General features: G+C 69.6%; 22 protein-coding genes. 9 read left to right on the plus strand and 13 right to left on the minus strand.

All coding sequences use genetic code 11. From position 1 onward, the window contains the following. Positions 1–160 precede the first annotated feature (160 nt). Complete coding sequence (gene gcvP, locus ACJH6I_RS15185) at positions 161–3,031, plus strand: aminomethyl-transferring glycine dehydrogenase (RefSeq protein WP_318984959.1); 2,871 nt, start codon at positions 161–163, stop codon at positions 3,029–3,031. A 111-nt stretch (positions 3,032–3,142) separates the two neighbouring features. On the opposite strand, the gene ACJH6I_RS15190 is transcribed toward gcvP, so the two are convergent. The 11 genes from ACJH6I_RS15190 to ACJH6I_RS15240 form a co-directional block, all read right to left on the minus strand. Beyond that, entirely contained in the window at positions 3,143–5,251 is a 2,109-nt protein-coding gene (locus ACJH6I_RS15190; protein ID WP_318984960.1) for a substrate-binding domain-containing protein, read from the minus strand. A gap of 98 nt (positions 5,252–5,349) precedes the next feature. Beyond that, positions 5,350–7,563 (minus strand): malate synthase G, encoded by a 2,214-nt coding sequence (locus ACJH6I_RS15195; protein ID WP_406784245.1) that lies wholly within the window; start codon positions 7,561–7,563, stop codon positions 5,350–5,352. A gap of 101 nt (positions 7,564–7,664) precedes the next feature. Next, entirely contained in the window at positions 7,665–9,020 is a 1,356-nt protein-coding gene (locus tag ACJH6I_RS15200; RefSeq protein ID WP_406784246.1) for an alpha/beta hydrolase, read from the minus strand. After that, positions 9,017–10,384: a hypothetical protein gene (locus ACJH6I_RS15205; RefSeq protein WP_064860701.1), complete on the minus strand. Its 1,368-nt coding sequence runs from the start codon at positions 10,382–10,384 to the stop codon at positions 9,017–9,019. The genes ACJH6I_RS15200 and ACJH6I_RS15205 overlap by 4 nt, the downstream gene beginning before the upstream one ends. Next, positions 10,381–11,283 carry a 3-methyladenine DNA glycosylase gene (locus ACJH6I_RS15210; protein WP_406784247.1) on the minus strand — a complete coding sequence of 301 codons (903 nt, stop codon included), beginning with the start codon at positions 11,281–11,283 and terminating at the stop codon, positions 10,381–10,383. Before ACJH6I_RS15210 ends, ACJH6I_RS15205 begins: the two co-directional genes overlap by 4 nt. Beyond that, the gene (locus ACJH6I_RS15215) at positions 11,276–12,325 is read right to left on the minus strand and encodes a hemolysin family protein (protein ID WP_064860699.1); all 1,050 of its coding nucleotides are present in this window, start codon (positions 12,323–12,325) and stop codon (positions 11,276–11,278) included. Before ACJH6I_RS15215 ends, ACJH6I_RS15210 begins: the two co-directional genes overlap by 8 nt. Continuing rightward, a complete protein-coding gene (locus ACJH6I_RS15220) occupies positions 12,318–13,691 on the minus strand; it encodes a hemolysin family protein (RefSeq protein ID WP_406784248.1) in 1,374 nt (457 codons plus the stop codon). Before ACJH6I_RS15220 ends, ACJH6I_RS15215 begins: the two co-directional genes overlap by 8 nt. A gap of 256 nt (positions 13,692–13,947) precedes the next feature. Then, positions 13,948–15,384: a GuaB1 family IMP dehydrogenase-related protein gene (locus ACJH6I_RS15225; RefSeq protein ID WP_406784249.1), complete on the minus strand. Its 1,437-nt coding sequence runs from the start codon at positions 15,382–15,384 to the stop codon at positions 13,948–13,950. Positions 15,385–15,411: 27 nt separating this feature from the next. Beyond that, positions 15,412–16,878 (minus strand): NADP-dependent phosphogluconate dehydrogenase, encoded by a 1,467-nt coding sequence (gene gndA / locus ACJH6I_RS15230; protein ID WP_406784250.1) that lies wholly within the window; start codon positions 16,876–16,878, stop codon positions 15,412–15,414. 103 nt (positions 16,879–16,981) lie between these two features. Continuing rightward, on the minus strand, positions 16,982–17,938 hold the full coding sequence (locus ACJH6I_RS15235; RefSeq protein WP_226518535.1) for a M56 family metallopeptidase: 957 nt from the start codon (positions 17,936–17,938) through the stop codon (positions 16,982–16,984). Positions 17,939–17,952: 14 nt separating this feature from the next. After that, the gene (locus tag ACJH6I_RS15240) at positions 17,953–18,369 is read right to left on the minus strand and encodes a BlaI/MecI/CopY family transcriptional regulator (protein ID WP_226518534.1); all 417 of its coding nucleotides are present in this window, start codon (positions 18,367–18,369) and stop codon (positions 17,953–17,955) included. A gap of 211 nt (positions 18,370–18,580) precedes the next feature. Here ACJH6I_RS15240 and ACJH6I_RS15245 point away from each other — a divergent pair, with 211 nt between their 5' ends. The 8 genes from ACJH6I_RS15245 (at position 18,581) to ACJH6I_RS15280 (ending at position 24,457) form a co-directional block, all read left to right on the plus strand. Beyond that, positions 18,581–19,351 (plus strand): iron reductase, encoded by a 771-nt coding sequence (locus ACJH6I_RS15245; RefSeq protein ID WP_318984964.1) that lies wholly within the window; start codon positions 18,581–18,583, stop codon positions 19,349–19,351. A gap of 186 nt (positions 19,352–19,537) precedes the next feature. Beyond that, positions 19,538–19,939: a PaaI family thioesterase gene (locus ACJH6I_RS15250; protein ID WP_318984965.1), complete on the plus strand. Its 402-nt coding sequence runs from the start codon at positions 19,538–19,540 to the stop codon at positions 19,937–19,939. A 77-nt stretch (positions 19,940–20,016) separates the two neighbouring features. Next, positions 20,017–20,319: an urease subunit gamma gene (locus tag ACJH6I_RS15255; RefSeq protein ID WP_212814411.1), complete on the plus strand. Its 303-nt coding sequence runs from the start codon at positions 20,017–20,019 to the stop codon at positions 20,317–20,319. Between the two features lie 42 nt (positions 20,320–20,361). Continuing rightward, complete coding sequence (locus ACJH6I_RS15260) at positions 20,362–20,673, plus strand: urease subunit beta (RefSeq protein WP_212814790.1); 312 nt, start codon at positions 20,362–20,364, stop codon at positions 20,671–20,673. A 31-nt stretch (positions 20,674–20,704) separates the two neighbouring features. Next, positions 20,705–22,438, plus strand: a complete 1,734-nt coding sequence (locus ACJH6I_RS15265) for an urease subunit alpha (RefSeq protein WP_318984966.1) — start codon at positions 20,705–20,707, stop codon at positions 22,436–22,438. An 18-nt stretch (positions 22,439–22,456) separates the two neighbouring features. Continuing rightward, entirely contained in the window at positions 22,457–23,092 is a 636-nt protein-coding gene (locus ACJH6I_RS15270; RefSeq protein WP_318984967.1) for an urease accessory UreF family protein, read from the plus strand. A gap of 15 nt (positions 23,093–23,107) precedes the next feature. Beyond that, on the plus strand, positions 23,108–23,794 hold the full coding sequence (gene ureG / locus ACJH6I_RS15275) for an urease accessory protein UreG (RefSeq protein WP_064857627.1): 687 nt from the start codon (positions 23,108–23,110) through the stop codon (positions 23,792–23,794). Between the two features lie 3 nt (positions 23,795–23,797). Next, complete coding sequence (locus ACJH6I_RS15280) at positions 23,798–24,457, plus strand: urease accessory protein UreD (protein WP_226518529.1); 660 nt, start codon at positions 23,798–23,800, stop codon at positions 24,455–24,457. Here the strand turns inward: ACJH6I_RS15280 and ACJH6I_RS15285 are convergent, their stop codons facing one another. Together ACJH6I_RS15285 and ACJH6I_RS15290 are read right to left on the minus strand one after the other, a co-directional pair. Continuing rightward, positions 24,458–25,861: an NAD(P)/FAD-dependent oxidoreductase gene (locus ACJH6I_RS15285; RefSeq protein ID WP_061000592.1), complete on the minus strand. Its 1,404-nt coding sequence runs from the start codon at positions 25,859–25,861 to the stop codon at positions 24,458–24,460. Positions 25,862–25,961: 100 nt separating this feature from the next. After that, positions 25,962–26,891 (minus strand): LLM class F420-dependent oxidoreductase, encoded by a 930-nt coding sequence (locus ACJH6I_RS15290; protein WP_226518528.1) that lies wholly within the window; start codon positions 26,889–26,891, stop codon positions 25,962–25,964. Positions 26,892–26,942: the final 51 nt, after the last annotated feature.

Consider the following 26,942-nt stretch of genomic DNA (forward strand, 5'->3'; position numbering starts at 1 on the left):
GATGCCTCTGGAAAGCGGCGAGCTGCGACTCGCCCGCCCATGGGGAAAGGCCGACCACGCCGTCGGGCCGAATCTCTCAGGCACCGACGACAGAGGGGGAGGAACCCCTAGCGGTTCCGTGGCAAGCCTGCCCCGAGCCTGAACGTCTGGAGAGGCCGTCATGACCGACAGCACGTCCCGTTCCTCTGCCGAGCACCACCAGCTTCGCTTCGTCGACCGGCACATCGGTCCGGATGCCGACGCGGTGGCCACCATGCTCGGGGTCATCGGCGTCGACTCGCTCGAAGAGCTCGCCGCCAAGGCCCTGCCCGCGGGCATCCTCGATGCCCTGTCCAGCGCCGGCCTGGCCCCCGGCCTCGACGAACTGCCGGCCCCGGCCTCCGAAGAGCAGTCGCTGGCCGAGCTGCGGGCGCTCGCCGAGACCAACACCGTCGCGGTGTCGATGATCGGCCAGGGCTACTTCGACACGCTGACCCCGGCCGTGCTGCGCCGCAACATCCTCGAGAACCCGGCCTGGTACACGGCCTACACGCCGTACCAGCCGGAGATCAGCCAGGGCCGGCTGGAGGCCCTGCTCAACTTCCAGACCATGGTCACAGACCTGACCGGCATGGAGATCGCCAACGCCTCGATGCTCGACGAGGCCACCGCCGCCGCCGAGGCCATGACGCTGATGCACCGCGCCGTCAAGGGCGACTGCCGCCGCCTGGCCGTCGACGTCGACATCTACCCGCAGACCGCGGCCGTGCTGGCCACTCGCGCCGAACCGCTGAACATCGAGATCGTCACCGCCGACCTGCGCGACGGCCTGCCCGAGGGCGACTTCTTCGGTGTCATCGCCCAGGTTCCGGGCGCCAGCGGCGCCGTCAACGACTGGTCCGCGCTGATCGCACAGGCCCACGAGCGCGGTGCGCTGGTCGCCATCGGTGCGGACCTGCTGGCGCTGACGCTCGTCACCCCGCCCGGTGAGATCGGCGCCGACGTCGCGTTCGGCACCACGCAGCGTTTCGGCGTGCCGATGGGCTTCGGCGGCCCGCACGCCGGCTACCTGGCCGTGCACGGCAAGCACGCCCGGCAGCTGCCCGGCCGCCTGGTCGGTGTGTCGGTCGACGCCGACGGCGCCAAGGCCTACCGGCTGAGCCTGCAGACCCGCGAACAGCACATCCGCCGCGACCGGGCCACCAGCAACATCTGTACCGCGCAGGTGCTGCTCGCGGTGATCGCCGCGATGTACGCCAGTTACCACGGGCCGCGCGGGCTGACCGCGATCGCGCACCGGGTGCACGGCCACGCCCTCGCGGTGGCGATGGGCCTGAAGGAGGCCGGTGTCGAAGTCGTCCACTCCGGATTCTTCGACACCGTCCTGGCTCGGGTTCCGGGCAAGGCCGCGCAGGTGCAGGCGGCCGCCAAGGAGCGCGGCATCAACGTCTGGCTCGTCGACGCCGACCACATCTCGGTGTCGTGCGACGAGGCCACCACCGCCGAGCACGTCGACGCGGTGCTCGCCGCCTTCGGCGCGACGCGCGGCGGCCGCCACTGGGACGGCCCCGAAATCCACACCCGCACTTCGGAATTCCTCACCCACCCGGCGTTCTCGCGGTACCGCACCGAGACCGAGATGATGCGCTACCTGCGCTCGCTCGCCGACAAGGACATCGCGCTGGACCGCAGCATGATCCCGCTGGGCTCGTGCACCATGAAGCTCAACGCGGCCGCCGAGATGGAACCCATCACGTGGACCGAGTTCGCGCAGCAGCATCCGTTCGCCCCGGCGTCGGACACCCCGGGTCTGCGCAAGCTGATCGCCGATGTGGAGTCGTGGCTCGTCAGCATCACCGGCTATGACTCGGTGTCGCTGCAGCCCAACGCCGGGTCGCAGGGCGAGTACGCCGGTCTGCTCGCCATCCGCGCCTACCACGAGGCCCGTGGCGAGGCCGGCCGCAACATCTGCCTGATCCCGTCCAGCGCGCATGGCACCAACGCCGCGTCGGCCGCCATGGTCGGCATGAAGGTCGTCGTCGTGGCATGCCGCGAGAACGGTGACGTCGACCTGGACGACCTGCGCGCCAAGGTCGCCGAGCACGCCAGTGATCTGGCCGCGCTGATGATCACCTACCCGTCGACGCACGGGGTTTACGAGCACGACGTCGCCGACATCTGCGCCGCCGTGCACGACGCCGGCGGTCAGGTCTACGTCGACGGCGCCAACCTCAACGCCATCGTGGGCCTCGCTCGCCCCGGCAAGTTCGGTGGCGACGTCAGCCACCTGAACCTGCACAAGACGTTCTGCATCCCGCACGGCGGTGGCGGTCCGGGCGTCGGCCCGGTGGCGGTCCGGTCGCACCTCGCGCCGTACCTGCCCGGCCACCCGCTGGCCGCCGAGCTCGCCGACGACCACACCGTGTCGGCGGCGCCGTACGGCTCGGCGTCGATCCTGCCGATCACCTGGGCCTACATCCGGATGATGGGCGCGGCTGGCCTGCGCGCGGCGACGCTGACCGCGATCGCGTCGGCCAACTACATCGCCCGTCGTCTCGACGAGCACTACCCGGTGCTCTACACCGGCGAGAACGGCATGGTCGCGCACGAGTGCATCCTGGACCTGCGGGCCATCACCAAGGCCACCGGCGTCACCGTCGACGACGTGGCAAAGCGCTTGGCGGACTACGGTTTCCACGCGCCGACCATGAGCTTCCCGGTTGCCGGCACGCTGATGGTCGAGCCCACCGAGAGCGAGAGCCTGACCGAGGTCGACGCGTTCATCGCCGCGATGATCGCGATCAAGGCCGAGATCGACCAGGTCGGCTCCGGTGAGTGGCCGGCCGACGACAACCCGCTGCACAACGCGCCGCACACTGCCGAGTGCCTGCTGGTCGACGAGTGGAAGCACCCGTACACGCGCGAGCATGCCGCCTACCCGCTGGGTAAGGGCTTCCGGCCGAAGGTGTGGCCGCCCGTCCGCCGTATCGACGGCGCGTTCGGCGACCGCAACCTGGTCTGCTCCTGCCCGCCGATCGAGGCGTTCGCCTAGGTCTGTGCAAAAACGTCCCGCTCAGCGCTGCTGAGCGGGACGTTTTTGTATGTAGGTCGCGGCGTGTCGCGCGCAGACGCGGCCGCTCGCGGGTGGTGAGAAAAACCCGGGTTAGGGCAGGGCCGCGGCGACGGCGTTGACCAGCTCCGGCGCCGCCGAGGTGGGCATGCTGGTGAACGTGCCGCCGGTGAGCTGCGCGACGGCCTGCCACGTCGAACCGTCCGAGTCGGACCCGATGTCGATGACGTTGACCGCCAGCGGCCGGGCCGGATCGAACGCCGACTTGATGTAGTCCTGCAGGCCCTGGCCGTCCAGCGACTGGTCGGTGTGCGGGCCCGAGGTGATCAGCAGGATCGAATTCGCCTGTCCGTCGACATATTTCGACATCGCGTCGCCGTAGAGCATTCGCAGCGTCGTGAACGAGACGTGCCCGCCACCCGACGAGCTCTGGCTGTTCAGGTTCGAGATCAGCTGCGTCGAGTGCGCCTGCTCGCTCAGCGGCGCCACCGGAATCTCGCTGCGCCCCGAGACGCCGTCGAACGTCCACAGACCCACCGAACTGTTCGGCGACATCGCCTTGAGCCGGTCCATCAGCGCGGTGGTCACGTTGCCCAGGCGGGTCTTGGCGCCGTCGCTGGTCGGCATCGACTGGTCCAGCATGATCGTCACGGCGCCGCTCTTCGAGGTGCCGCCGACGGCGTTCGCCAGCGTGGCGCGCGTGCCCGTGTCCCCGACGGCGAGGGCGTCGGGCAGGGAGCCGAGGTTCATCACGTCGTTCTTCGGGGGATTGCCGCCGCTGACGCGGAAGCCGGCCTTGGACAGCTCGGCGAGCTGTTCGGGCTTGCGCAGGAAGCGTTCGAACTCGCTGGCCGCGGTGACCTCCTCGTGCGACAGGCCATCGCCGCCGAGCAGCACGGCGGGGTAGTCGGCGACCGCCGGTGCGCCGGGCGGCAGCCAGGCCGCCAGCTTGCCCTTGGCGTTGTCGGTGTGTTGCGACCGCTGGTAGAGCTGCTGTTCGGTGGTGACGACGGCGTGCACCGGCGCCGTGGCCGGGTCGCTCGCGGAGATCAGGGCATCCAGCGCTGTCGAGGCCTTGGGGTCCGCGAGCTTCGGCTGTGCGGCCGTCAACCGGTGCACGGCACCGGCGCCGGCGTTGACCGGCCCGCCATTGGCCGCGGCCGAGGCGACGGCTTCGGCCGCCAGAAATGCCGCGTCACTGTTGTCGACGGTCGGCACGGCCAGGCGCAGCGAACCCCAGCCCGGCAGGCTCAGGCCGTCAAGCGCCGTCGGGTTCGTCTGCAGTGCCGGCAGGGTGCCCCAATTCTGTTGGGCCAGCGCGTCTTTGAGTTGTGGCCGGACGGCCAGCAGCACGGGCGAGGTCGCCAGCGACTTGGCTTCACCGCTGACAGCCTGCTCACCGGCGCCGGCCACCAGCCGGGCCGCCGACACCGAGCTCGCCGGCACCCACAGTGCGGGCCGCGGGCCCAGGTTCGACGGCCACTTGTTCACCACCCCGTCGACGACGGTGGTCGGGTCGGTCGCCTTGACCTCGACCTTGACGCACTTGTCGCCGATGGGCGCGGCGGTCTGGCTGTACTTGCCGGCCAGCGAGTTGAGCTGGTCGGAGATCGACGGGTCGGCGAGCACGGGCACGCTGACCGAGCCGGACACGCACCGCGCCGAGGCCTCGCGGCTGCGGTCGGACAGCACGCTGCCGAAGAACCGCCACAGGATCACCGCGGCGACGACGACCACGACGGTCACGAGCGCGGCGATGACGCCGACGCTGACGCCGCGGCGCTTGGTCTGAATGGCCCGGTGGCTGCCGGTCCATTCGCCGCCCTCCCAGTCGCCGCCGTGCGACCGGACCGAGGCCCGGCGCGGGACGGACGGGAACGCCTGGGTGACGCTGTCGGCGCCGGTGAGGTCGGGCTGGTCCGAATAGTCGGGCTCGCCGTAGTCGGGTTCGTCGGTCTCGTACCGGTCGCCGTTGTCGGACGGCGGCGCGGCGGGGGGTGGGGTGGCAGCACGCGGGTTTTCGGCAGCAGGCATCCCGTGCATCTCGGCCCAGTCGTCGGGCACCCGGAATCCCAGCACGCCGGTCGCGGTGTCGTCGGCTTCCGGGATGTCGGGCGACAACGCGTCGTAGTCGGAGACCGCGTCGTCGCGTGATTCGTCGGCGTTCGATTCGTCGTCGTCGGGAGCTCTGTGCCTACCCATTGGTGTCTGCTCCTGGTGTCGGCGTGCAATCGGCGGACCCGTGTCGAGTGACGCGGGCCCGCCGAATTTTAATCAACGATGATGGGGGAGTTGACCGTTCACGAACCGGCGTGTGCGGCCTTGAACTCCCGCCGGCGCCGATGCAGGATCGGCTCGGTGTAACCGTTGGGCTGGCTGCAACCTTCGAGGATCAGCTCCTGCGCGGCCTGGAAGGCGATGCTGCCCTCCGGATCCGGGGCCATCGGCAGGTACGCGGGATCACCGGCGTTCTGCTCGTCGACCACCGCGGCCATCCGGCGCAGGCTCGCCTTCACGTCGTCCTCGGTGATGACGCCGTGCCGCAGCCAGTTGGCCAGCAGCTGGCTGGAGATGCGCAGCGTGGCGCGGTCCTCCATGAGGGCGATGTTGTGGATGTCCGGCACCTTCGAGCAGCCGACGCCCTGGTCGATCCAGCGCACCACGTAGCCGAGGATCGACTGGCAGTTGTTGTCGACCTCTTCGTGGATCTCCTCGGGCGCCCAGGCCAGTTCCTTGGCCAGCGGGATGGTCAGCAGTTCGGCGCGGGTGGTGCGCTTCTTGCCGGCCAGCTTCTTCTGGACCTCGTAGACGTCGACCTGGTGGTAGTGCATGGCGTGCAGCGTCGCGCCGGTGGGCGAGGGCACCCACGCGGTGGTGGCGCCGGCCTTGGGCTGACCGATCTTCTGCTCGACCATGTCGGCCATCAGGTCGGTCATGGCCCACATGCCCTTGCCGATCTGGGCGCGGCCGGCCAGGCCGCACGCCAGGCCGGTGTCGACGTTGGCGTCCTCGTAGGCCTTGATCCAGGTCTGGGTCTTCATGGCGCCCTTGCGCACCATCGGACCGGCCTCCATCGAGGTGTGGATCTCGTCGCCGGTGCGGTCCAGGAAGCCGGTGTTGATGAACACCACGCGGTCGGCGGCAGCCTTGATACAGGCCTTGAGGTTGACCGTCGTCCGGCGCTCCTCGTCCATGATGCCGACCTTGAGGGTGGCCTCGGGCAGGCCGAGGACGTCCTCGACGCGGCTGAACAGCTCGCAGGTGAAGCCGACCTCGTCGGGCCCGTGCATCTTGGGCTTCACGATGTAGACCGAGCCGGTGCGGCTGTTGGTCAGCTCGCCGTTCTCCTCGGTGGACTTCAGGCCGTGCATGGCGATCAGGCCGGTGAACAGCGCATCCTGGATGCCCTCGGGAATCTCGTTGCCCTCGGCGTCGATGATGGCGTCGTTGGTCATCAGGTGGCCGACGTTGCGGACGAACAGCAGGCTGCGGCCCGGCAGGGTCAGTTCACCCTCGCCGTCCGGCGTGGTGAACACGCGGTCGGGGTTGAGCACGCGGGTGAAGGTCTTGCCGCCCTTGCTGACCTCTTCGGACAGGTCGCCCTTGTTCAGGCCAAGCCAGTTGCGGTAACCGAGCACCTTGTCGTCGGCGTCGACGGCCGCGACCGAGTCCTCGAAGTCCATGATCGTGGTGACCGCGGACTCCAGCACGACGTCCTTGATGCCGGCCTTGTCGGTCGAGCCGACCGGCGAGGTGGGGTCGACCAGGATCTCGATGTGCAGTCCGTGGTGCTTGAGCAGCACCGACCACGAGGCATCCCCGAGCTGGCCGGTGTAGCCGACGAACTCTTCGGGGTTCGCCAGGCCGCTCGACAGTTCGTCGCCCAGTTCGGCCTGCAGCTGGTGCTCGTCGTCGATCTTCAGACCGGTGACGTCGGCCCACGAGCCGGCCGCCAGCGGGACGGCCTGGTCCAGGAAGTTGCGGGCGTAGGCGATCACCTTGTCGCCGCGCACCTTGTTGTAGCCACCCTTGCCGGCCTCGGCGCCGCCCTCGTCGGAGATGACGTCGGTGCCGTACAGCGCGTCGTACAGCGAGCCCCAGCGGGCGTTGGCGGCGTTGAGCGCGAACCGGGCGTTCAGGATCGGCACCACCAGCTGCGGTCCCGCGGTGCTGGTGATCTCCGGGTCGACGCCCGAGGTCGTGATGCTGAAGTCGGCCGGTTCCGGCTGCAGGTAGCCGATCTCGGACAGGAACTCCTGGTAGGAGGTCTTGAACTCGTCGGTGTCGACGGGATCGATGACGCGGGCGCGGTGCCACTTGTCGATCTGCGCCTGGAGGTCGTCACGGCGGGCCAGCAGGTCCTGGTTCTGCGGGGTCAGGTCGGTGACAACCTTGTCGACCCCCGCCCAGAAGCTGTCCGGATCGACCCCGGTGCCGGGCAGAGCCTCGTTGGTGATGAAGTCGTGCAGTACGCGGGCCACCCGCAGATTTCCCACCGTCACACGATCAGTCATTTTCTTCTTCCTCCTAAGCAGCCCACACGGCGACCATCCACTTTACCCGTGGGTAACTGCAGCTCACCGGTGCGTCGGCCAATGAGAACCGGGTCACACCGTTATTGCGGCGTCGAGCCGGGCAAACCGATGGCCGGGACGCCGGGCGTGTGCAGGCGTCCGGCCAGCCACGGCAGGGCCGCGGTGAATACCTCTGCGGCGCTGGGGAACGTGTGGTCACCGCCGTGCGGGACGACCGAGCACTCGATGCCGGCGGCGCTGACCAACGCACACATGTAGGTCGCGACGGCGGTGTGGCTCTCCGGGTTGTCCGGCGGTTGCACGTTCGTCGGCGCGCCGGCCTGGGCCGGTTGGTACACCACCGGTCCGTTCTCCGACACCGCGAACCAGCCGGCGACGCCGGTGTACGGCCCGTGCCCCCGCACCACGGTCGCCGGATCGAAATGGGCGAATGCCGCGGCGTCACCGCCGAACAGGCGGGCGATGGTCTGGGGTTCGGAACCGGCGTTGGGCCCGACCTGGCCGTCCATGTCGACGAAGGTCTGGAACAGCTCGGGGTGCATGACGGTCGTCATCACCGCGCACGTGCCACCGGCCGACCAGCCGACGATGCCCCACCGCGACGGGTCCGGGCTCGCCGAGAATGTCGAAGTGACAAATGGCACAACATCTTTGGTGAGATGATCGGCCGCCATGCCGCGGGGCCCGTTGACGCACTCGGTGTCGTTGGAGAACTGGCCGCTGGTATCGACGAACACCAGGATCGGCGCGTTGCCGCCGTGGGCGGCCGCGAACTCGTCGGCGGTGCGCTGCGCGCCGCCGGCCGTCGGCCAGTCGGCGGGCCACCCGAACTCGCCGCCGACCATGACCACCGCCGGCAACTGTGGGGCGTCCTTGGCGAACCAGGCGGGCGGCAAGTAGACCAGCTCGGGGCGGGTCCGGAAGCCCGATGCGGTGGTGGGGATCTGCACCGACACCAGGACACCGCGGTCCGGATGTTCGCCGGAGCGCCGCATGTTCAATGCGGTCTCGAGGTCGATCTCGCCGCGCAGCTCGGCGCCGGTGGCGCGCTGCCACAGGGCCTCGACGGTCGGCAGGTAGCCGGTCCAGGTGTTCACCGCCAGGCCCGCGCACACCGCGCACAGCGGCACCACGGCGACGGCCACCGCCCGGCGCCACCAGTGCAGGCCCGGCCACCCCGCGATGGCCACGACGAGTGCCGCCCCGGTCAGCACGAGCCACACCCACAGGGACGTCGGCGCCGGCCCGCCCGCCAGGCCCTGGTCGGAGATGAACCAGCTGCAGGCCAGCGCCAGGACGACACCGGTGCCGACGGCCACCGGGAGCCACAGCCGCAGCCAGCGCGGAGACCGCCGCCCGACGGCGACGACGAGCGCCAGCACCGTCACCACCTGGATCAGGGTCGGCAGCCAGCCGTCGAGCAGGCCGATGTTCATTCGGCGTCTCCGGAGTCCGCCGGCGGCGGGGGTGCGGGTTGTTGGTGATGCGGCGTCTCGGTCTCGGACGCGGTCTGTTCGGCGGTAGAGGTCGCCTCGTCGCTGTCCGAGCCCGACTGCTCGGTGTCGGAGTCGTCGGAGCGCGAACTCGCCGTGGACGTCGGCGTGGTCGAGGTCGGTGTCGCGCCGGGGCAGGTGTTCGGCGCGGGCACCCCGTTGAACCGGTCGGTGATCCAGCCCAGGGCGTCGGCTTCGTCGGGCTGGACGTAGTCGATGACGTCGCCCATGGCGCAGGCCCGTTCGACGGCCGCCGCGGTCTGTTCCGGCGGTACCAGCCCGTCGGGTGGTCCCGGGGTGATCAGCATCGGCGCGGCGGCCGGTGCCTGCGGCAGCGTCGCCTTGCGCAGGTAACCGCGCAAGGCATCGGCAGCGGCCGGTGTCGTCGGGCCGAGGTCGTTCGGCCCCAGTGAATCCAGCACGCCGGTGCGGTCGGCGACCGCCGGGCCGCGGCAGGCCGACAGCGTGTCCCAGTGGTCGCGGGCGGCGCCGCGGCGGTAGTCCTCGATGGGAAATCCGGGGTAGGCCTGCGGCATGATCGCGAGGTACTGCTGCAGCATCAGCTGCTGGTCGCGGTTCAGGTTCCCGGCGGCCGACGCGTCGGCCAGCCATTCGAGCGCCGCGGTCGGGGCCAGCGCGACGGCACCCTGCGGGCGGAGACCGCCGCCGTAGTCGGTGGCCAGCTCCGCGGCCGCCCAGGCCGCCTGACCGCCCTGCCCGGTGCCCACGGCGACCCAGTTGGTGGACGCTGCGGAGACCAGTTTGCGCGTCGCCCGCGCCAGGTCGATCAGGTTGAAGCCCTCGGTCGTGGAGTCCAGATACGGGTGGTAGGTCTCGTCGAGACCGATGCCCTGATAGTCGGTGATCGCCACCAGATAGCCGGCGCCGACCATGAGCCGCACGGTCGGCAGCAGGCCCAGCAGGCTCGGCGACGACGACGGCGCGCAGTCCGACTTGATGCCGCTGCCCGGGTTGGCCAGGGCGATGATGCGCCAGCCGCCCTCGGGCGGTTTGCCCTTCGGCAGGAACACCGAGCCCGTCACCTTCGGGTGGCTGTCGTTGATGCCGGACGTGGAGACGTAGGTGATGCGCGCGGAGATGGCGGTCAGCCCGGCCAGTTCCGGGTCGACGGTCGTCAGCGGTTGCGCGGCGACGAGCGTGCCGGGGCCGGCGCCGCTGTAGTCGCCCGGCAACACCTGACCGGTGCGCTGCGTGCCGCGCCCGGGCTGGTCGTCGGAGCAGCCGGCGACGGTCAGCGCGGCGGCCAGGGCCACGGCCGCGACGCGCAGCACCGTCCGGGCCGTCACAGCATGCCGCCCTCGGTGTCGCCCGCGAGCAAGGCCCGGCACTCCGCCAGCAGGGATTCCCGCAGCGGCCCAGCGAGATTGGCGATGTCCTGCTGACGGCGCACGTACTCGGCGCGGCCCGTCGGATCCTCGATGGCGATGGGCTCGATGCCGTAGTCGCTCAGGTCGTACGGGCTGGCCTGCATGTCGAGGACGCGTGCGTCCGCCGCGAGGTCAAGGCAATCCATCAACAGATTCGACTCCAGCAAAGGTCCGAGCTTGTAGCTCCATTTGTACAGATCCATGTTCGCGTGCACACAGCCCGGCTGCTCGGTGGCCGTCTGGGCGTGTCGGGTCAGGGCATCTGCGTTCCGTGGCACAGCGGCGTCGGTGAAGAACCGGAAGGCGTCGAAATGCGTGCACCGCAACGGCATCGACTCGACCACGGCATCGGTGTCGGCCGCGCTCAGCCGCAGCGGCACCTGGGCGTGCCGTACCTCGGGAGCGCGGTACACCATGGCCCATTCGTGCAGGCCGAAACAGTTCAGCCGCGCCGGGCGCCCGGCCGTCGCAGCCAACAGGTCGGCGACGAAGACGACGGTCTCCCGGCGCCCGGCGAGGTAGCCGTCCGTCACGGTGACGGCGCCGTGGCGGCGGCCGTACCCGGCCCGGTCGGCGAACCGCAGCGCGTCCGGGCCGGTCAGTGCGCGGCCGAAACCCGGGTGCCAGCGCCGCAGCTGCCGGGGCTTGAGGCTGTAGTACGTGAACAGGAAGTCCCACACCGGGTGCGGCTCGCCGGCCCGCATCCGTCGCTCGTGCGGTGCCAGGAAGGCGTCGACGCGGTCGAGGTAGCGCTGTTCGCGCGGTGCCCAATCGTCCTCGCCCAGGACCCGCAGCGGCGCGCACAACGTCTCAGACACGGTGGGTACCGTCACGCACCACGCCGACGAGGTCCTCGACCAGGTCTTCCAGCGCCACCATCGCGGTGACGTAGCCGTCGGTGGTCACCAGCGAGAGGTGACTGTTGTTGCGGCGCAGCCACGACAGCGCGTCGGCCACCGGCAGCGTCGAGGCCACCATGGGCAGCGGGCGCACCATGGACCGGTCGAGCACCGCGTCGTTGTCGTCCATGCACGGCAGCACGTCCTTGATGTGCAGGTAGCCGAGGTAGGCGCTGTGCCCGTCGGTGACCGGGAACCGGGAGTAGCCGGTCTCGCGCAGCGCCTGGGCCACCGCACCCACCGTCGGGCCGGTGCCGGGCGCGGCGATCGGCACCGCGCGGATGTCCTGCAGCGGTATCGCGACGTCCTTGACCGTGCGGGTCCGGATGTCCAGCGCGCGCTTGAGCCGGACGTGCTCCTCGGCGTCGAGAAGCCCCTCCGAGAGCGACTCGGTGAGCATCTCGGACAGTTCGACCGACGAGACCGTGACATCCAGTTCGTCCTTGGGCTCCACCCCGAGCAGCCGCAGCGTGCTGTTGGCGCACCAGTTGTAGAAGAGGACGAACGGCCGGGCGATGCCCATGTAGACCAGGTACGGCGGGATCAGCAGCATCGCGGCCTTCTCGGGCCCGGCGATGGCGATGTTCTTGGGCACCATCTCGCCCAGCAGTACGTGGACCGTGACCACGATCGCCAGCGAGACGCCGAACGACACCGTGTGCAGCACCGTGTCGGGCACGCCGACCGCGTCGAAGGGTTCCTCGAGCAGGTGCGCGACGGCCGGTTCACCGACGCGGCCCAGCAGGATCGAGCAGATGGTGATGCCGAGCTGAGCGCCGGCCAGCATCATCGACAGTCGCTCACCGGCCCGCAGCACGGTGACCGCGCTGCGCTTGCCCTGTTCGGCCAGCGCCTGCAACCGGTCGCGCCGCGCCGAGACGAGCGCGAACTCGGCGCCCACGAAGAACGCGTTGGCGCCCAGCAGCACCATGGTCAGCAGGATGCCGAGCACGTCATTCATGGTCGGCTCCCGACTCGGCCGTTCCCGGTGCGCTGCCCAGTTCGGTGAGTTCGAGCTGGTCGATGCGCCGGCCGTCCATCCGGATCACGGTGGCCTTCCAGTGCACCGGGTCCAGTTCGGGGTTGTCCGGGTCGAATTCGGTCAGGACGACGGTGTCGCCCACGTCCGGGATGTGGCCGAGCTCCTTGAGCACCAGACCGCCGATGGTCTCGTAGTCGCCTTCGGGTGCGCGGAACGGGGTCTCGGTGTCCACTTCGTCGATCCGCATCAGACCGGACACCAGCCAGCCGTCGCGCACCTCGACGACGTCGGGGGTGGCGTCATCGTGTTCGTCGCGGACGTCGCCGACGATCTCCTCGATGAGGTCCTCGACGGTGACCATGCCGGCGGTGCCGCCGTATTCGTCGACCACCAGCGCGGTCTGGACGCCGTTGGCCCGGATCTGGGTCATCACCGCATCACCGTCGAGGGTCGACGGCACCGTCGGGACGGGCCGGGCGAGCTGCGCCAGCCGGGTGCCGGCCCGCAGCTCGACGGGTATCGCGAAGACCTGTTTGACGTGCACGATGCCGACAGTCTCGTCGAGGTCGCCGGCGACGATCGGGAAGCGCGAGAACCCGGTACGGATGGCCGTCTCGATGAGGTCGGCGACGGTGTCGGTGACCTCCAGCGACTCGATCATGGACCGCGGCGTCATCAGCTCCTCGGCGGTGCGGCCGCCGAATTGCAGGGAACGGTCGATCAATTCGGCTGTCTGCGGGTCCAGTGATCCGCTCTCGGCGGAGTTGCGCACCAGCGCCAGCAGCTCCTGCGCGGAGCGCGCCGAGCGGAGTTCCTCGGCGGGCTCGACCCCGAGCCGGCGCAGCACCCAGTTCGCGGTGCCGTTGGTCAGCTTGATCACGGGGGAGAAGACGAGGGAGAAGAACCACTGCAGCGGCACGGTGGCGCGGGCGGTCGGTACCGGCCGGGCGACGGCGAGGTTCTTGGGCACCAGTTCGCCGAACACCATCGACACCGACGTGGCGATCAGCAACGCCAGCGTGAGGGCGACCGCGTCGGTGTACTTTTCCGGCAGTCCGACGGCGCGCAGCGGACCGTGCAGCAGCCGCGCCACCACGGGCTCGGCGAGATAACCGGTGATCAGTGTGGTGATCGAGATGCCGATCTGGGCACCCGACAATTGGAAGGACAGGTTGCGGTGCGCGGTGCGGACGATGCGGTCGCGGCGTCCGCCGTCGCGGGCGCCCGCCTCGACGGTGCTGCGTTCCAGCGCGGTCAGGGAGAACTCGGCGGCGACGAATATCGCCGTCCCGAGGGTCAGCAGGATGAACGCGGCCAGGCTCGCGATGGTCAGCGCGGTGGTCACCGTGCACCACCGCTCGGGGCGCCGGGCTGACGGCCCGGCCGGCTACTGGGAGGTTCGGCGTCGATGGACTCGGGGCCCGGCTCGGGGAGTGCCTGATCGGCCTGGCACGCTCCCGCCTGGCTCGGGGCGGAGGGCGCCCCAACGGGTGCCTGCGGCACGTGCTCCCTTTCGCTGAGTCGATATCGACGGCCGACCGACACCTGATGCGTTCGGCGGCCGTACGGCAATGGTAGCTGGTCGGCCCTTTGGAACCTGCTCACCAACCCGTCGGCAGCGGGTGCCCTTCGGCGAATCCAGCGGCCGACTGCACCCCGAGCACCACCTTCTCGTGCAGTTCGGCCAGGTTTGCCGCGCCGACGTAGGTACAGGTGCTGCGGACGCCGGACGTGATGTGGTCGAGCAGGTCCTCCACCCCGCCGCGCACCGGATCCAGCGCCATCTTCGACGACGAGATGCCCTCTTCGAACAGGGCCTTGCGGGCGCGGTCGAACGCACCGTCGCCGGCGGTGCGGGCCGCCACCGCGCGCTTGGAGGCCATGCCGAAGCTCTCCTTGTAGACGCGGCCCTCGCGGTCCATCAGCAGGTCGCCGGGCGACTCGTACGTGCCGGCGAACCACGAGCCGATCATCACGTTGGAGGCACCTGCGGCCAGCGCCAGTGCCACGTCGCGCGGATGCCGGACGCCGCCGTCGGCCCACACATGGCCGCCGAGTTCCTTTGCCGCCGCGGCACATTCGACGACGGCGGAGAACTGCGGACGGCCCACGCCGGTCATCATGCGCGTGGTGCACATGGCGCCCGGACCGACGCCCACCTTGACGATGGACGCGCCCGCGTTGATGAGGTCCCGGGTGCCGGCGCCCGACACCACGTTGCCGGCCGCCAGCGGCAGGCCGAGATCCAGCGCCGCCACGGCCGACAGGGCATCGAGCATCTTGGCCTGGTGCCCGTGTGCCGTGTCGACGACCAGGACGTCCACGCCGGCTTCGGCCAGCGCCCGCGCCTTGGCGGCGACGTCACCGTTGATGCCGACGGCCGCCGCGATCCGGAGCCGGCCCTGTGCGTCGACGGCGGGGGTGTAGATACCGGTGCGGATGGCCCCCGTGCGGGTGAGCACGCCGGCCAGCGAACCGTCGGCGTTGGTGAGCACCGCGACACCGGTCTGGGAGTGCTCGAGCAGGTCGAACACCTTGCGTGGTTCGGTGCCCGCCGGCGCGGACACGAAATCGGTGCTGGCCACGTCGCGGACCCGCGCGAACCGGTCCACTCCGGCGCAGCCCGCCTCGGTGACCAGGCCGAGCGGACGCCCGTCGTCGAGAACCACCGCGGCGCCGTGGGCCCGCTTGTGGATCAGGGCCAGGGCATCCGAGACCGCGTCGTCGGGGGCGAGCACAACTGGGGTGTCGACCACGAGGTCGCGGCTCTTGACGAAGTCGACGGTGCCCCGGACCGCATCGATGGGCAGGTCCTGCGGCAGTACGACGATGCCGCCGCGGCGGGCCACGGTCTCGGCCATCCGGCGGCCGGCGACCGCCGTCATGTTGGCGACGACGATCGGGATGGTGGTGCCCGTACCGTCGGTGGTCGCCAGGTCGACGTCGAAGCGGGACGTCAGTTCCGAGCGCCCCGGTACCACGAAGACGTCGTTGTAGGTCAGGTCGTACGGGGGCCGGTGGCCGTCGAGAAACTGCACGCCTTCAGCCTAGTGGCCCCCGGACGGTCAGGCCTCGACCTCGGTGCGGTCACCGCTCCACAGGGTGTGGAACTTCTTGCCCTCGGGCGCGTCGGTGCGGCCGTAGGTGTGGGCGCCGAAGAAGTCGCGCAGGCCCTGGGTGAGGGCGGCGGGCAGCCGTTCGGTGCGCAGTGCGTCGTAGTACGACAGCGAGGAGGCGAAGCCCGGGACCGGGATACCCAGTTCGGTGGCCGTCACCACGACGCGGCGCCAGCTGTCGATGCCCGACTCGACCGCGGCGCGGAAGTACGGCGCGGCCAACAGGGTGGCGAGCTCCGGTTCGGCGTCGAACGCGTCCTTGATCCGGTTCAGGAACTTGGCGCGGATGATGCAGCCGCCGCGCCAGATGGTGGCCAGGTCGCCGGGTTTGACGTTCCAGCCGTATTCGGCGCTGCCGGCCTCGATCTGGTTGAAGCCCTGCGCGTACGCGACGATCTTGGAGGCATACAGCGCCTGTCGCACGTCTTCGATGAACTTCGTGGCGTCACTGGGCTTCTCGCCGAGGTGGCCCGAGGCCAGGCCGACGGTCGCGCGGCGCTGCGGCACCGAACCCGACAGGGCGCGGGCGAACACGGCTTCGGCGATGCCGGTGATGGGGATGCCGAGGTCCAGCGCGGACTTGACGGTCCAGCGGCCGGTGCCCTTCTGCTCGGCCTCGTCGACGATGACGTCGACCAGCGGCTTGCCGGTCTTGGCGTCGACCTGCTTGAGCACCTCGGCGGTGATCTCGATCAGGTAGCTGTCCAGGTCGCCCTTGTTCCATTCGGCGAACACGTCGGCGATCTGCCCGGCTGCCATGCCGAGACCGTCGCGCAACAGCTGGTAGGCCTCGCCGATGAGCTGCATGTCGGAGTACTCGATGCCGTTGTGCACCATCTTGACGAAGTGGCCCGCGCCGTCGGGGCCGATGTGCGTGCAGCACGGCACGCCGTCGACGTGCGCGGAGATCTCTTCGAGCAGCGGCCCGAGCGAGACGTACGACTCGGCGGGCCCGCCCGGCATGATCGACGGGCCGTTGAGCGCGCCCTCCTCGCCGCCGGAGATGCCGGCGCCGACGAAGTGCAGGCCGCGTTCGCGGATGGCCTTCTCACGGCGGATGGTGTCGGTGTACAGCGCGTTGCCGCCGTCGATGATGATGTCGCCGGGCTCCATGGCGTCGGCGAGCTCGTTGATGACGGCGTCGGTCGGGTCACCGGCCTTGACCATGATGATCACGCGGCGCGGTTTCTCCAGCGCGTCCAGGAACTCGGCGATGGTCTCGCTGCGCACGAACTTGCCCTCTGCGCCGTGCTCGGCCAGCAGCGCGTCGGTCTTGGCGACAGAGCGGTTGTGCAGCGCGACGGTGTAGCCGTGGCGCGCGAAGTTACGGGCGAGGTTGGAGCCCATGACGGCCAGGCCGGTGACCCCGATCTGGGCAGTAGCGGTGGTTGATTCCGGGTTTCCCGACGAGCTCACGGCTGGCCCTTTCGTTGTTTGGTTGTGGCGCACAGCATTTCGGACCGGCCGGGGCCGGTGCGGCGTCATCGGCCACCGAAGCTGATGCTGCCAGTCGCAAAGTCTACGAGAAGAACAACCGGTGCAATTCAGTGAGCCAGGGCACTGCCACCGCCACGGTCGGTACGACCAGGACGGCGGCGGCCGCCAGGTAGGCGGCCGCGGCCACCCACGAGCTGTTGGGTTCACCGGCCAGGCGCTGCACCCGCAGGACGGTCGTCGGCCCACCGGCGGCGAGGGCCCCCTTGGGCGCCCGCCCGGACGCGCAGGCCACGAGGGCGCGGGCCAGCGGCGTGGGGCCGGTGGCCCGGACGGCGGCGTCGTCGGCGAGCAGTTCGATGAGGAACCGGACCGCGTCGAGGGCGCTGGCGCTTCGGACGAAGCGGGGGAAGGCGGCGTGCACGGCGATGAACATCTCGAGCACCAGGTCGTGCCGGGCACGCAGGTGTGCGTGCTCGTGGCTGAGGATGGCGGCGATCTCGCTGTCATCGAGGTGCTTGAGCGCACCCTCGCTAAGCACCACGCGGCTGCGGACGCCGGGCAGACAGTAGGCGAGGGGCTGCTGGACATCGAGGATGCGCAGTCCGTGGCCGATCAAATGCCGGGCCTGGGGCGCGGGCGCGGTGTCCCGCGAACAGTCGAGGAGGTCGACGATCATCCGGTGGTGGGCGCGCCGGCGCCGGGTCGCGATGGCGACCTGGATGAAGGCGATGGCCAGGCGCGCGCCGACGACGAGGGTCAGCGCGAAAACCGCGACATGCGTGATCCACAGCGGCCAGCCCAAGACGCTGATCTCGCTGGTCGCGGTGGTGGTCGGCTTGCCGTCGGGGCCGGGCGCGAAGAGCCTGCTGGCGACGGCGATACCGGCGCTGAACGCGGACAACACGGCGGCAATGGCGATGGACTGCCACAACACGATCGCGGCGCGCGGGGCCCGCTGCGGCCACGAAGCGCGTGCCAGCAAGTCGGGGACCGGCCCGACCAGCAGTAGCGCTACGAAGGAGAAGGCCAGGGCGGACACGCGCTTAGTGTCTCTCAGGCGGTGCCGGAATTGCCAGTCGCCGGTGGGATTCGGTGCTTGGCTTCCAGCTCATCGAGGGCGCGCCGGAGCGCATCGGCCTCGTCGACGCCGACGCGTTCGACGAAATGCACCAGCGCCGCGACGCGGCTGCCGGAGTCCGCGGCCTGGTCGAGGGCGTCGACCATCAGCCCCGCGACCAGTTCGTCGCGGCCGTGGGTCGGTGCGTAGCGGTGTGCGCGGTCGTCACGATGCTGGACGACCAGATTCTTCTTCGCCAGGCGCTGCAGCACCGTCATGATCGTGGTGTAGGCCAGGTCCCGGCGCTCCGCGAGGGCTTCATGCACCTGACGCACGGTCTGTGGCTCGCGCGCGGACCACAGGTGGTCCATCACCTCGCGCTCAAGCTCGCCCAGTCGCGTCAATTTCGCCATGTCCTATTTCACTCTTCCGGCAGTGTTTCCAGGGTACTACGCATTTACTACCGTGCGTCGTATCCATTTCGGATGCTCTCCCCAACGCCCCGGCGGAGCGTTGTGGTTCCCGGTCAGGGCCATTTTTCGGTCACTTGTGAGTCCCGTCACAGCGGTTTACATCTCGCGGGTCGTCACTATAGTAAGGCTAACCTAACCTAAGGATGTGTTCATGCCCTCCGCTGTGATTGACCCGCTGATCGCCACGATGGACATCCGCCGGATGCTTCCTCTGCACGAGTCGAGCCGGCGCCTGCGCGAGTTGTGTCCCAGCGATCCTCGGGTCTACGGCGTTGCGGTCATGGACGACATCTCGCGACGCCGGTGGTGGCCGCTCGCCGAAGCGGTGACGGGCGACCGAATGCAGATGATGTTCGACACGGCGACCGGCGACACCGGCAGCGAGGCGGTGGCCGCACAGCAGGTGGCCGCGATGCTGGCGCACGTCGTGGTCGGCCGGGTCGTGCCGCTGCTGGTGCTCGAGGGCCGCGCCTGGGACCCCGGCTTGGAGAACCTGTGGGTCCACGTCGACTCGGAGGGCGGCATCGACTGGGTCGGCGTCGCCGACCCGACATTGCGGGTGCTGCCCGGGGATCCGGTGTTCGGAGGGCTGGGAGTGCCGGCGACCCGCCGGATCGGGGAGGGTGTCGTCGCGTTCCCGGGTGAGGAAGCGCTCGCGACCTGGCTCGCCCATCGTTGCCACCGCGCGCTGAACCCGCTGTTCGCGAAGCTCTTCGACGTCAGCGGCGGCATCCTCGCGGTGTCGGCGATGTGGCACATCGTCGGTGCGTCCGTGGTCAGCACGGCGACCCAGGTGCCGCTGCTGGCCGGGGTGGGCGAGGCCGACGGTATGCGCCGTGCGCAGGCGGTGCTGGACACCCTTGTCGGGTTCGGTGCGCCGGTGCGTGGCCGCGACCGGATGCAACTGGCAAGGGCTTGCTAATTAGGCAAGCCTTGCCTACTATTCAGGAGTCGAAAGACCAACGGACCGCGCCGGAATCCTGAGGGCTGCAGTGATTCCCGGTCCATTCGAAGAGCAGGCCCCGCACCATCGGTGCGGGGCCTGCTCGCTTTGGTGGCGCGTGGGTGCCGAACTCGCCGCCACCGGCGCTCGTGTAGACAGCTATTCGTGACGACATCTGTGCCCGAGGGCCTCGGCAAGGGCTTCGACAACGAAATCGGACTGACCTATCTCGAGGTCACCCCGGACGGCGGCCGCGCCCAGCTGACCATCACCGACAAGATCCTGCAGCCGTGGGGCATCGTGCACGGTGGCGTCTACTGCGCCATCGTCGAGGGTCTGGCGAGCGTGTCCGGCCACGTCTGGCTCGCCGAGCACGGCGGCGGCACCGTCGTCGGCGTCAACAACAACACCGACTTCCTCCGCGCGCTCAAGGCCGGCACCGTCACCGCCACCTCGACGCCGATCCACCGGGGCCGGCGGCAGCAGCTGTGGCTGGTCACCATCACCGACGAGAACGATCGCCCGGTGGCGCGGGGCCAGGTGCGGCTGCAGAACCTCGAGGGCTGAGCGCCCGCCTGTGGTGAGGGGCTGAAAACCACCGCCCGACATGCCATTCCCGGCGTGCCGTGGCAATATCGCCCCTTATGCGTTTGACGCCGCATGAGCAAGAACGCCTGCTGATTTCGTACGCCGCCGAACTGGCGCGCCGACGGCAGGCCCGAGGGTTGCGCCTCAATCATCCCGAGGCGGTCGCGGTGATCACCGATCACCTGATGGAAGGCGCCCGCGACGGGCGGACCGTCGCGGAGCTCATGGTCAGCGGCCGCGAGGTGCTCAGCCGCGACGACGTCATGGAGGGGGTCCCGGAGATGCTGTCCGACGTCCAGGTCGAGGCCACCTTCCCGGATGGCACTAAACTCGTCACCGTCCACTATCCGATCGCCTGAGGCCCGACGATGACCGAGCGCGCGACCGTCGAGGGGGCGGGGCTGATTCCGGGCGAAATCCTCTACGGCGACGGCGATATCGCCATCAACGCCGGTGCCGAGCGGCTGACCCTCGACGTGGTCAACGCCGGTGACCGGCCGGTGCAGGTCGGCAGCCACGTGCATTTCCCGCAGGCCAATTCCGCGTTGGAGTTCGACCGCGCCGCCGCACACGGGTACCGGCTCGACGTGCCGGCGGGCACCGCGATCAGGTTCGAACCCGGTGTCGCGCAGCGGGTTGCCCTCGTTCCGTTGGGCGGAACCCGCGAGGTGTACGGGCTGTCGCTGAATCCGCCCGGAAAGCTGGATGGCTGATGAGCGCTCGCGCGAAGAACGGACGGCACGAATGAGTTCCCTTTCCCGCTCCCGGTACGCGGCGCTCTTCGGCCCGACGACGGGTGACCGCATCCGCCTGGCGGACACCGATCTGCTGATCGAGATCACCGAGGACCTCAGCGGCGGCCCGGGCCTGTCGGGCGACGAGGCGGTCTTCGGCGGCGGCAAGGTGCTGCGTGAGTCGATGGGGCAGGCGCGTACGACCCGGGCCGACGGTGCGCCGGACACCGTGATCACCGGGGCGATCATCATCGACTACTGGGGAATCATCAAGGCCGACATCGGGATTCGGGACGGCCGCATCGTCGCCATCGGCAAGGCCGGCAACCCCGACATCATGTCCGGGGTGCACCCCGATCTCGTGGTGGGACCGTCCACCGAGATCATCGCCGGCAACGGGCGCATCCTCACCGCCGGCGGCATCGACTGTCACGTGCACTTCATCTGTCCCCAGCTGCTGGAGGAGGCGATCGGCGGCGGCATCACCACCATGATCGGTGGCGGCACCGGACCGGCCGAGGGCAGCAAGGCCACCACTGTCACGCCCGGCGCCTGGCATCTCGGGCGCATGCTGCAGGCGCTCGACGGCTGGCCGATGAACATCCTGCTGCTCGGCAAGGGCAACACCATCAACCCCGACTCGATGTGGGAGCAGTTGCGCGGCGGCGCTGCCGGTTTCAAATTGCACGAGGACTGGGGCACGACCCCGGCCACCATCGACGCGTGTCTGCGGGTGGCCGAGGAGGCCGACGTCCAGGTGGCCCTGCACTCGGACACGCTCAACGAGATGGGGTTCGTCGAGGACACGCTGGCGGCCATCGCCGGCCGGGCCATCCACGCGTACCACACCGAGGGCGCCGGCGGCGGTCATGCGCCCGACATCATCACGGTCGCCAGCCACCCGAACGTGATGCCCAGTTCGACCAACCCGACGCGCCCGCACACCGTCAACACCCTCGACGAACACCTCGACATGCTGATGGTGTGCCACCACCTCAACGCTGCCGTGCCCGAGGATTTGGCGTTCGCGGAGAGCCGGATTCGGCCGTCCACCATCGCCGCAGAGGACCTGCTGCACGACATCGGCGCCATCTCGATGATCGGCAGTGACAGCCAGGCCATGGGCCGCATCGGCGAGGTGGTGATGCGGACGTGGCAGACGGCGCACGTGATGAAGAAGCGCCGCGGGCCGCTCGAAGGTGACCCCGGCGGCTCGAAAGGCAACGACAACAACCGGGTCCGCCGCTACGTGGCGAAGTACACCATCTGCCCGGCGGTGACGCACGGTATCGACCACGAGCTGGGCTCGGTGGAAGTCGGCAAGCTGGCCGACCTGGTGCTCTGGGAGCCCGCGTTCTTCGGCGTCCGTCCGCACCTGGTGCTCAAAGGCGGCGCGATCGCCTGGGCGGCGATGGGCGACGCCAATGCCTCGATCCCGACGCCGCAACCCGTCCTGCCGCGGCCGATGTTCGGCGCCCACCCGACGGTGGCGGCCGGCCTGGCGGTGCATTTCGTCTCGCCCACCGCCATCGAGGACGACCTCGCGGCGCGACTCGGCTTGCGGCGCAGGCTCGTTCCGGTCAAGAACGTCCGTGGCCGGGGCAAGGCCGACCTGCCGCTCAACGACGCCATGCCCGACATCCGGGTCGATCCCGACACGTTCACGGTCCGCATCGACGGCGAGGTCTGGCAGGAACAACCCGCCGCCGAGCTGCCGATGGCACAGAGATACTTCCTGTTCTGATGGACAGCGGCTGTTCTGATGGATAGTGGCCTGGCCACCCTGCTGGCACTGGCGGATTCGCGGCTGCCGACCGGCGGGCACGTGCACTCCGGCGGTGTCGAGGAGGCGGTCACCAGCGGTCTGGTGACCAACGTGGTGACGCTGCGGGCATACCTGCGCCGGCGCATCCGGACCCAGGGGCTCGTCACCGCCTCCATCGCCGCGGCGGTCCACAGCGGGCTCGACCCGGTGGCAGCCGACCGCGAAACCGACGCGCGCACAACGGCTCCCGCGGCCCGGCAGGCCTCCCGGGCGCAGGGCCGTGGGCTGGTGCGGCTGGCGCGCCGGGTCTGGCCCGAAACCGACTGGAGCATCGTGGGCACCCGGCCACACCTGGCGGTGGCCTCGGGCGTGGTGGGTCGCGTCAGTGGCCTCGACCCCGAACGGACCTGCGCCACAGTCGTTTACACCACCATGACGGGTTCCGCGACGGCAGCGCAACGACTGCTCGCGCTCGACCCCGCCGATGTCGCCGCGCTCACGTTCGAGCTGTCGGGGCTGTGCGACGCCACCGCCGCCGAAGCCGCGAAAGGCATCGCCGACCTGTCCGATCCACTGCTCGACGTCCTGGCGCAACGCCACGCCGGCCGCGACCGCCCCCTGTTCGCCTCCTGAGCCGAAAGGTCCACCATGCCACCACATTTCATCGACGGTCAGCCGCACCATCACCACGACCGGCCCAAGCGCGAGCGGCAGCCCGGTGAGCCGTTGCGCATCGGCGTCGGCGGCCCCGTCGGCTCCGGTAAGACGGCGCTGGTGGCGGCGTTGTGCCGGCAGCTGCGCGACGAGCTGTCGCTGGCGGTGCTGACCAACGACATCTACACCACCGAGGACGCCGATTTCCTGCGCCGGCACGCCGTGCTGCCCGACGAGCGGATCGCCGCGGTGCAGACCGGCGGCTGCCCGCACACCGCGATTCGCGACGACATCACCGCGAACCTCGACGCCATCGACGATCTCATCGAGGGCAACGACAAGCTCGACCTCATCCTGGTCGAGTCCGGGGGAGACAACCTGACCGCGACGTTCTCGTCAGGCCTGGTGGATGTGCAGATCTTCGTCGTCGACGTGGCCGGCGGTGACAAGGTGCCGCGCAAGGGCGGGCCCGGCGTCACGTACTCGGATCTGCTGGTGGTCAACAAGACCGATCTGGCGCCGATGGTGGGCGCCGACCTGGACGTCATGCGGCGCGACGCGGGCCAGGTCCGCGGTGACCGCCCGACGGTGCTGATCTCGCTCACCGAGGACCCGGCGGCGTCGTTGGTGCAGGCGTGGGTACGCGAGCAACTCGCCGGCGCCGGGGTGACGAACGCCTGAGCCATGCACACCCAGGTTCTGATCGTCGCGACGCCCGGCCGGGGCCCGCGCATCGAGTGCGTCGGCGGGGTGGCCGCGCGCCGCACGGCGCCTGACGCCGTCCACCTGGTGTCCACGGCCGCAACGCCGTTGGGCGGTGACACCATCGACGTGCGCGTCGTCGTGGAGGCCGGTGCCCGGCTGCGGGTGCGCAGTGTCGCCGCGATGGTGGTGCTGCCCGGCGCGACGACGACGCGGTCCCGCTCGGGTTGGGAGCTCGAGGTGGCCGGGGAGCTCGATCTGGATCCGGAGCCGACCGTCGTCGCAGGCGGCAGCCGCCATCAGGCCACGACGCGGCTGCAGATCGCCGAGGCGGGGCGGGTGCGGCTGCGCGAACGGGTGCAGGTCGGCCGGGCCGGCGAACAGCAGGGCTTCTGGGAGGGCACGCTGCACGTCGACCACGATGCGCTGCCGGTGGTGCGGCACCGCGTCGAACTCGGCGCCGGTGCGGTCGGCGACGACGAAATCGCTGCCTCGCGTGCTTACGTCAGCGAATTCTGCTACCCAGAAAGCGATTTCGGCGTGATCCGCACCGCTGAGCGATACGAATCACGCCGAGATCAGGTGGTCATGGCCCTGGCCGACGGCGGTTGCCTGTCGGCGTGGCAGGGCCCGCGCCTCTAGTCAGGAAGCCACCGGGTCGGGGGTGGCTTGAACAGACGATGCGATCTCCTCGAGCTCACCGATCCGGGTGCGGGCGTAGGCCTGCTGCTCGGTGATGGTCAGCTGACCGCGCTGACGGCTCATGAAAGTCACCGTCCACGACAGCAGGGTGGCGATCTTGGTCTTGAAGCCCACCAGGTAGATCAAATGCAGCCCGAGCCAGGCCAGCCAGGCGATGAAGCCGCCAAATTCGAGCTTGGCCTTCTCGCCGAGCGGGATCTGAGCGACGGCGTTCCACTTGGAGACCGTGGCCATCGAGCCCTTGTCGAAGTACGAGAACGGTTCGCGCGGCTTGGGTTTGGTGCCGTGCGCGCGGGCCTTGGCCTCGTTCTTCAAGATCGCGGCGACGTGCTTGCCGCCCTGGATGGCGCCCTGCGCCATGCCCGGGACACCGTCGACGAAGGCCATGTCGCCGACGACGAACACGTTCGGGTGGCCCGGGACCGAGAGGTCCGGGTTCACCTTGACGCGGCCGGCCCGGTCGATCTCGACGTCCGACTGGTTGGCCAGGTCGCGGCCCAGCGGGCTGGCCTGCACGCCGGCGGACCACACCTTGCATGCCGACTCGATGCGCCGGATGGTGCCGTCCTTGTCCTTGACGGTGATGCCGTTGCGGTCGACGTCGGTGACCATGGCGTTGAGCTGAATCTCGACGCCCATCTTCTCGAGCCGGTTCTTGGCTTTGAGGCCCAGCTTCTCGCCCATGGGTGGCAGCACCGCGGGCGCGGCGTCGAGCAGGATGACCTTGGCCTCGGTCGGGTCGATGTGCCGGAAGCTGCCCTTGAGGGTCTGGTCGGACAGCTCCTGGATCTGGCCGGCCATCTCGACGCCGGTCGGGCCGGCGCCGACGACCACGAAGGTCAGCAGCTTCTTGCGGCGCTCGGGATCGCTGGACCGCTCGGCCTGCTCGAACGCACCCAGGATGCGGCCGCGCAGCTCGAGCGCGTCGTCGATGGTCTTCATGCCCGGCGCCCACTCGGCGAAGTGGTCGTTGCCGAAGTACGACTGGCCGGCGCCGGCGGCGATGATCAGGCTGTCGTACGGCGTGCTGTAGGTGTGGCCCAGCAGGATCGAGTCGACGGTCTGGTTCTCCAGATCGATGTGCGTCACGTCGCCGAGCAGCACCTGTGCGTTCTTCTGCTTGCGCAGGATCAGCCGGGTCGGTGGGGCGATCTCACCTTCGGAGATGATGCCCGTCGCCACCTGGTACAGCAGCGGCTGGAACAGGTGATGGGTGGTACGGGCGATCAGCTTGATGTCGACATCAGCGTGCTTGAGGGCTTTGGCACTGGTCAGGCCACCGAAGCCCGAACCGATGATGACGACCTTGTGGCGATCCGTTGCCGTAGCTCCGGGGTGAACCATGTTGAGGGGCTCCTCGACGTACTACTACAAGACTGTTTACATCCACCAGGCTAGTCGTAGCTGAATCGATCAATGCAGTGAGATGCCCCACCGCGCCCGGCTAGGCGCCGATCACGGAATGCAGGGCAGCTCCGAGAGCGCTGATGACGCCGGGGACATAGCCCGTGACCTGCGTCGGAATGTTGACGATCACACCACCCACGCCGACATCGAATACCTTGGCCTTCAGCTGTTCGGCGACGCTCTCGGCGCTGCCGGCGACCATGTTCTGGCGGTTGGCCTCGGGGATGACGTCGGGGGTCGCGCGGTCGTCGACGAGCGCGGTGAGCAGCATGCTGGTTTCCAGCGTGGCCGGGTCGCGGTCGATCTTCTCGCAGGATTCGCGGACGACGCCCAGCTTGTGCGGCAGTTCGTCGAAGCCGCCGATGATGTTCAGGTGGTCGAAGTGACGCGCGGCCAGCGGAATGGTCTTCTTCTCGCCACGGCCGCCGATCAGCAGCGGGATGTGGTCCCGATAGCGGGGGTTGGCCATGGCTTCGACGGTGCGGTAGTACTGGCCGGTGAACGTCGGGCGCTCGCCCTTGAGCATCGGCAGCACGATCTGCAGCGATTCGCCCAGCCGGTTGAAGCGGTCGGTGAAGGTGCCGAAGTCGTATCCGAGTTGGTCGTGTTCGAGCTCGAACCAGCCGGTGCCGATACCGAGGATCGCGCGGCCCTGGCTCATGACGTCGAGCGTCGTGATGGCCTTGGCCAGCAGCGTCGGGTTCCGGTAGGTGTTGCCGGTCACCATGGTGCCCAGCTGCACCTTCTGGGTGGCGGCCGCCAGGCCGCCGAGGGCGGTGTAGGCCTCCAGCATCGGCTGGTCGGGGGTGCCGATCATCGGCAGCTGATAGAAGTGGTCCATCACGAAGACGGAGTCGAAGCCCGCGGCCTCGGCTTCCCGCGCCTGGGCGATGACGGTCGGGTACAGCTCGCTGACACCGGTGCCGTAGGAGAAGTTGGGGATCTGCAAAGCGAATCGAATCGTCACGATTCGACCCTAGTCACCAACCATGTTGCCGCGTCACCCTTTTCGCCGGGC

Source organism: Mycobacterium sp. SMC-13, from assembly GCF_045311035.1.
In the GTDB taxonomy this organism is placed as follows: domain Bacteria; phylum Actinomycetota; class Actinomycetes; order Mycobacteriales; family Mycobacteriaceae; genus Mycobacterium.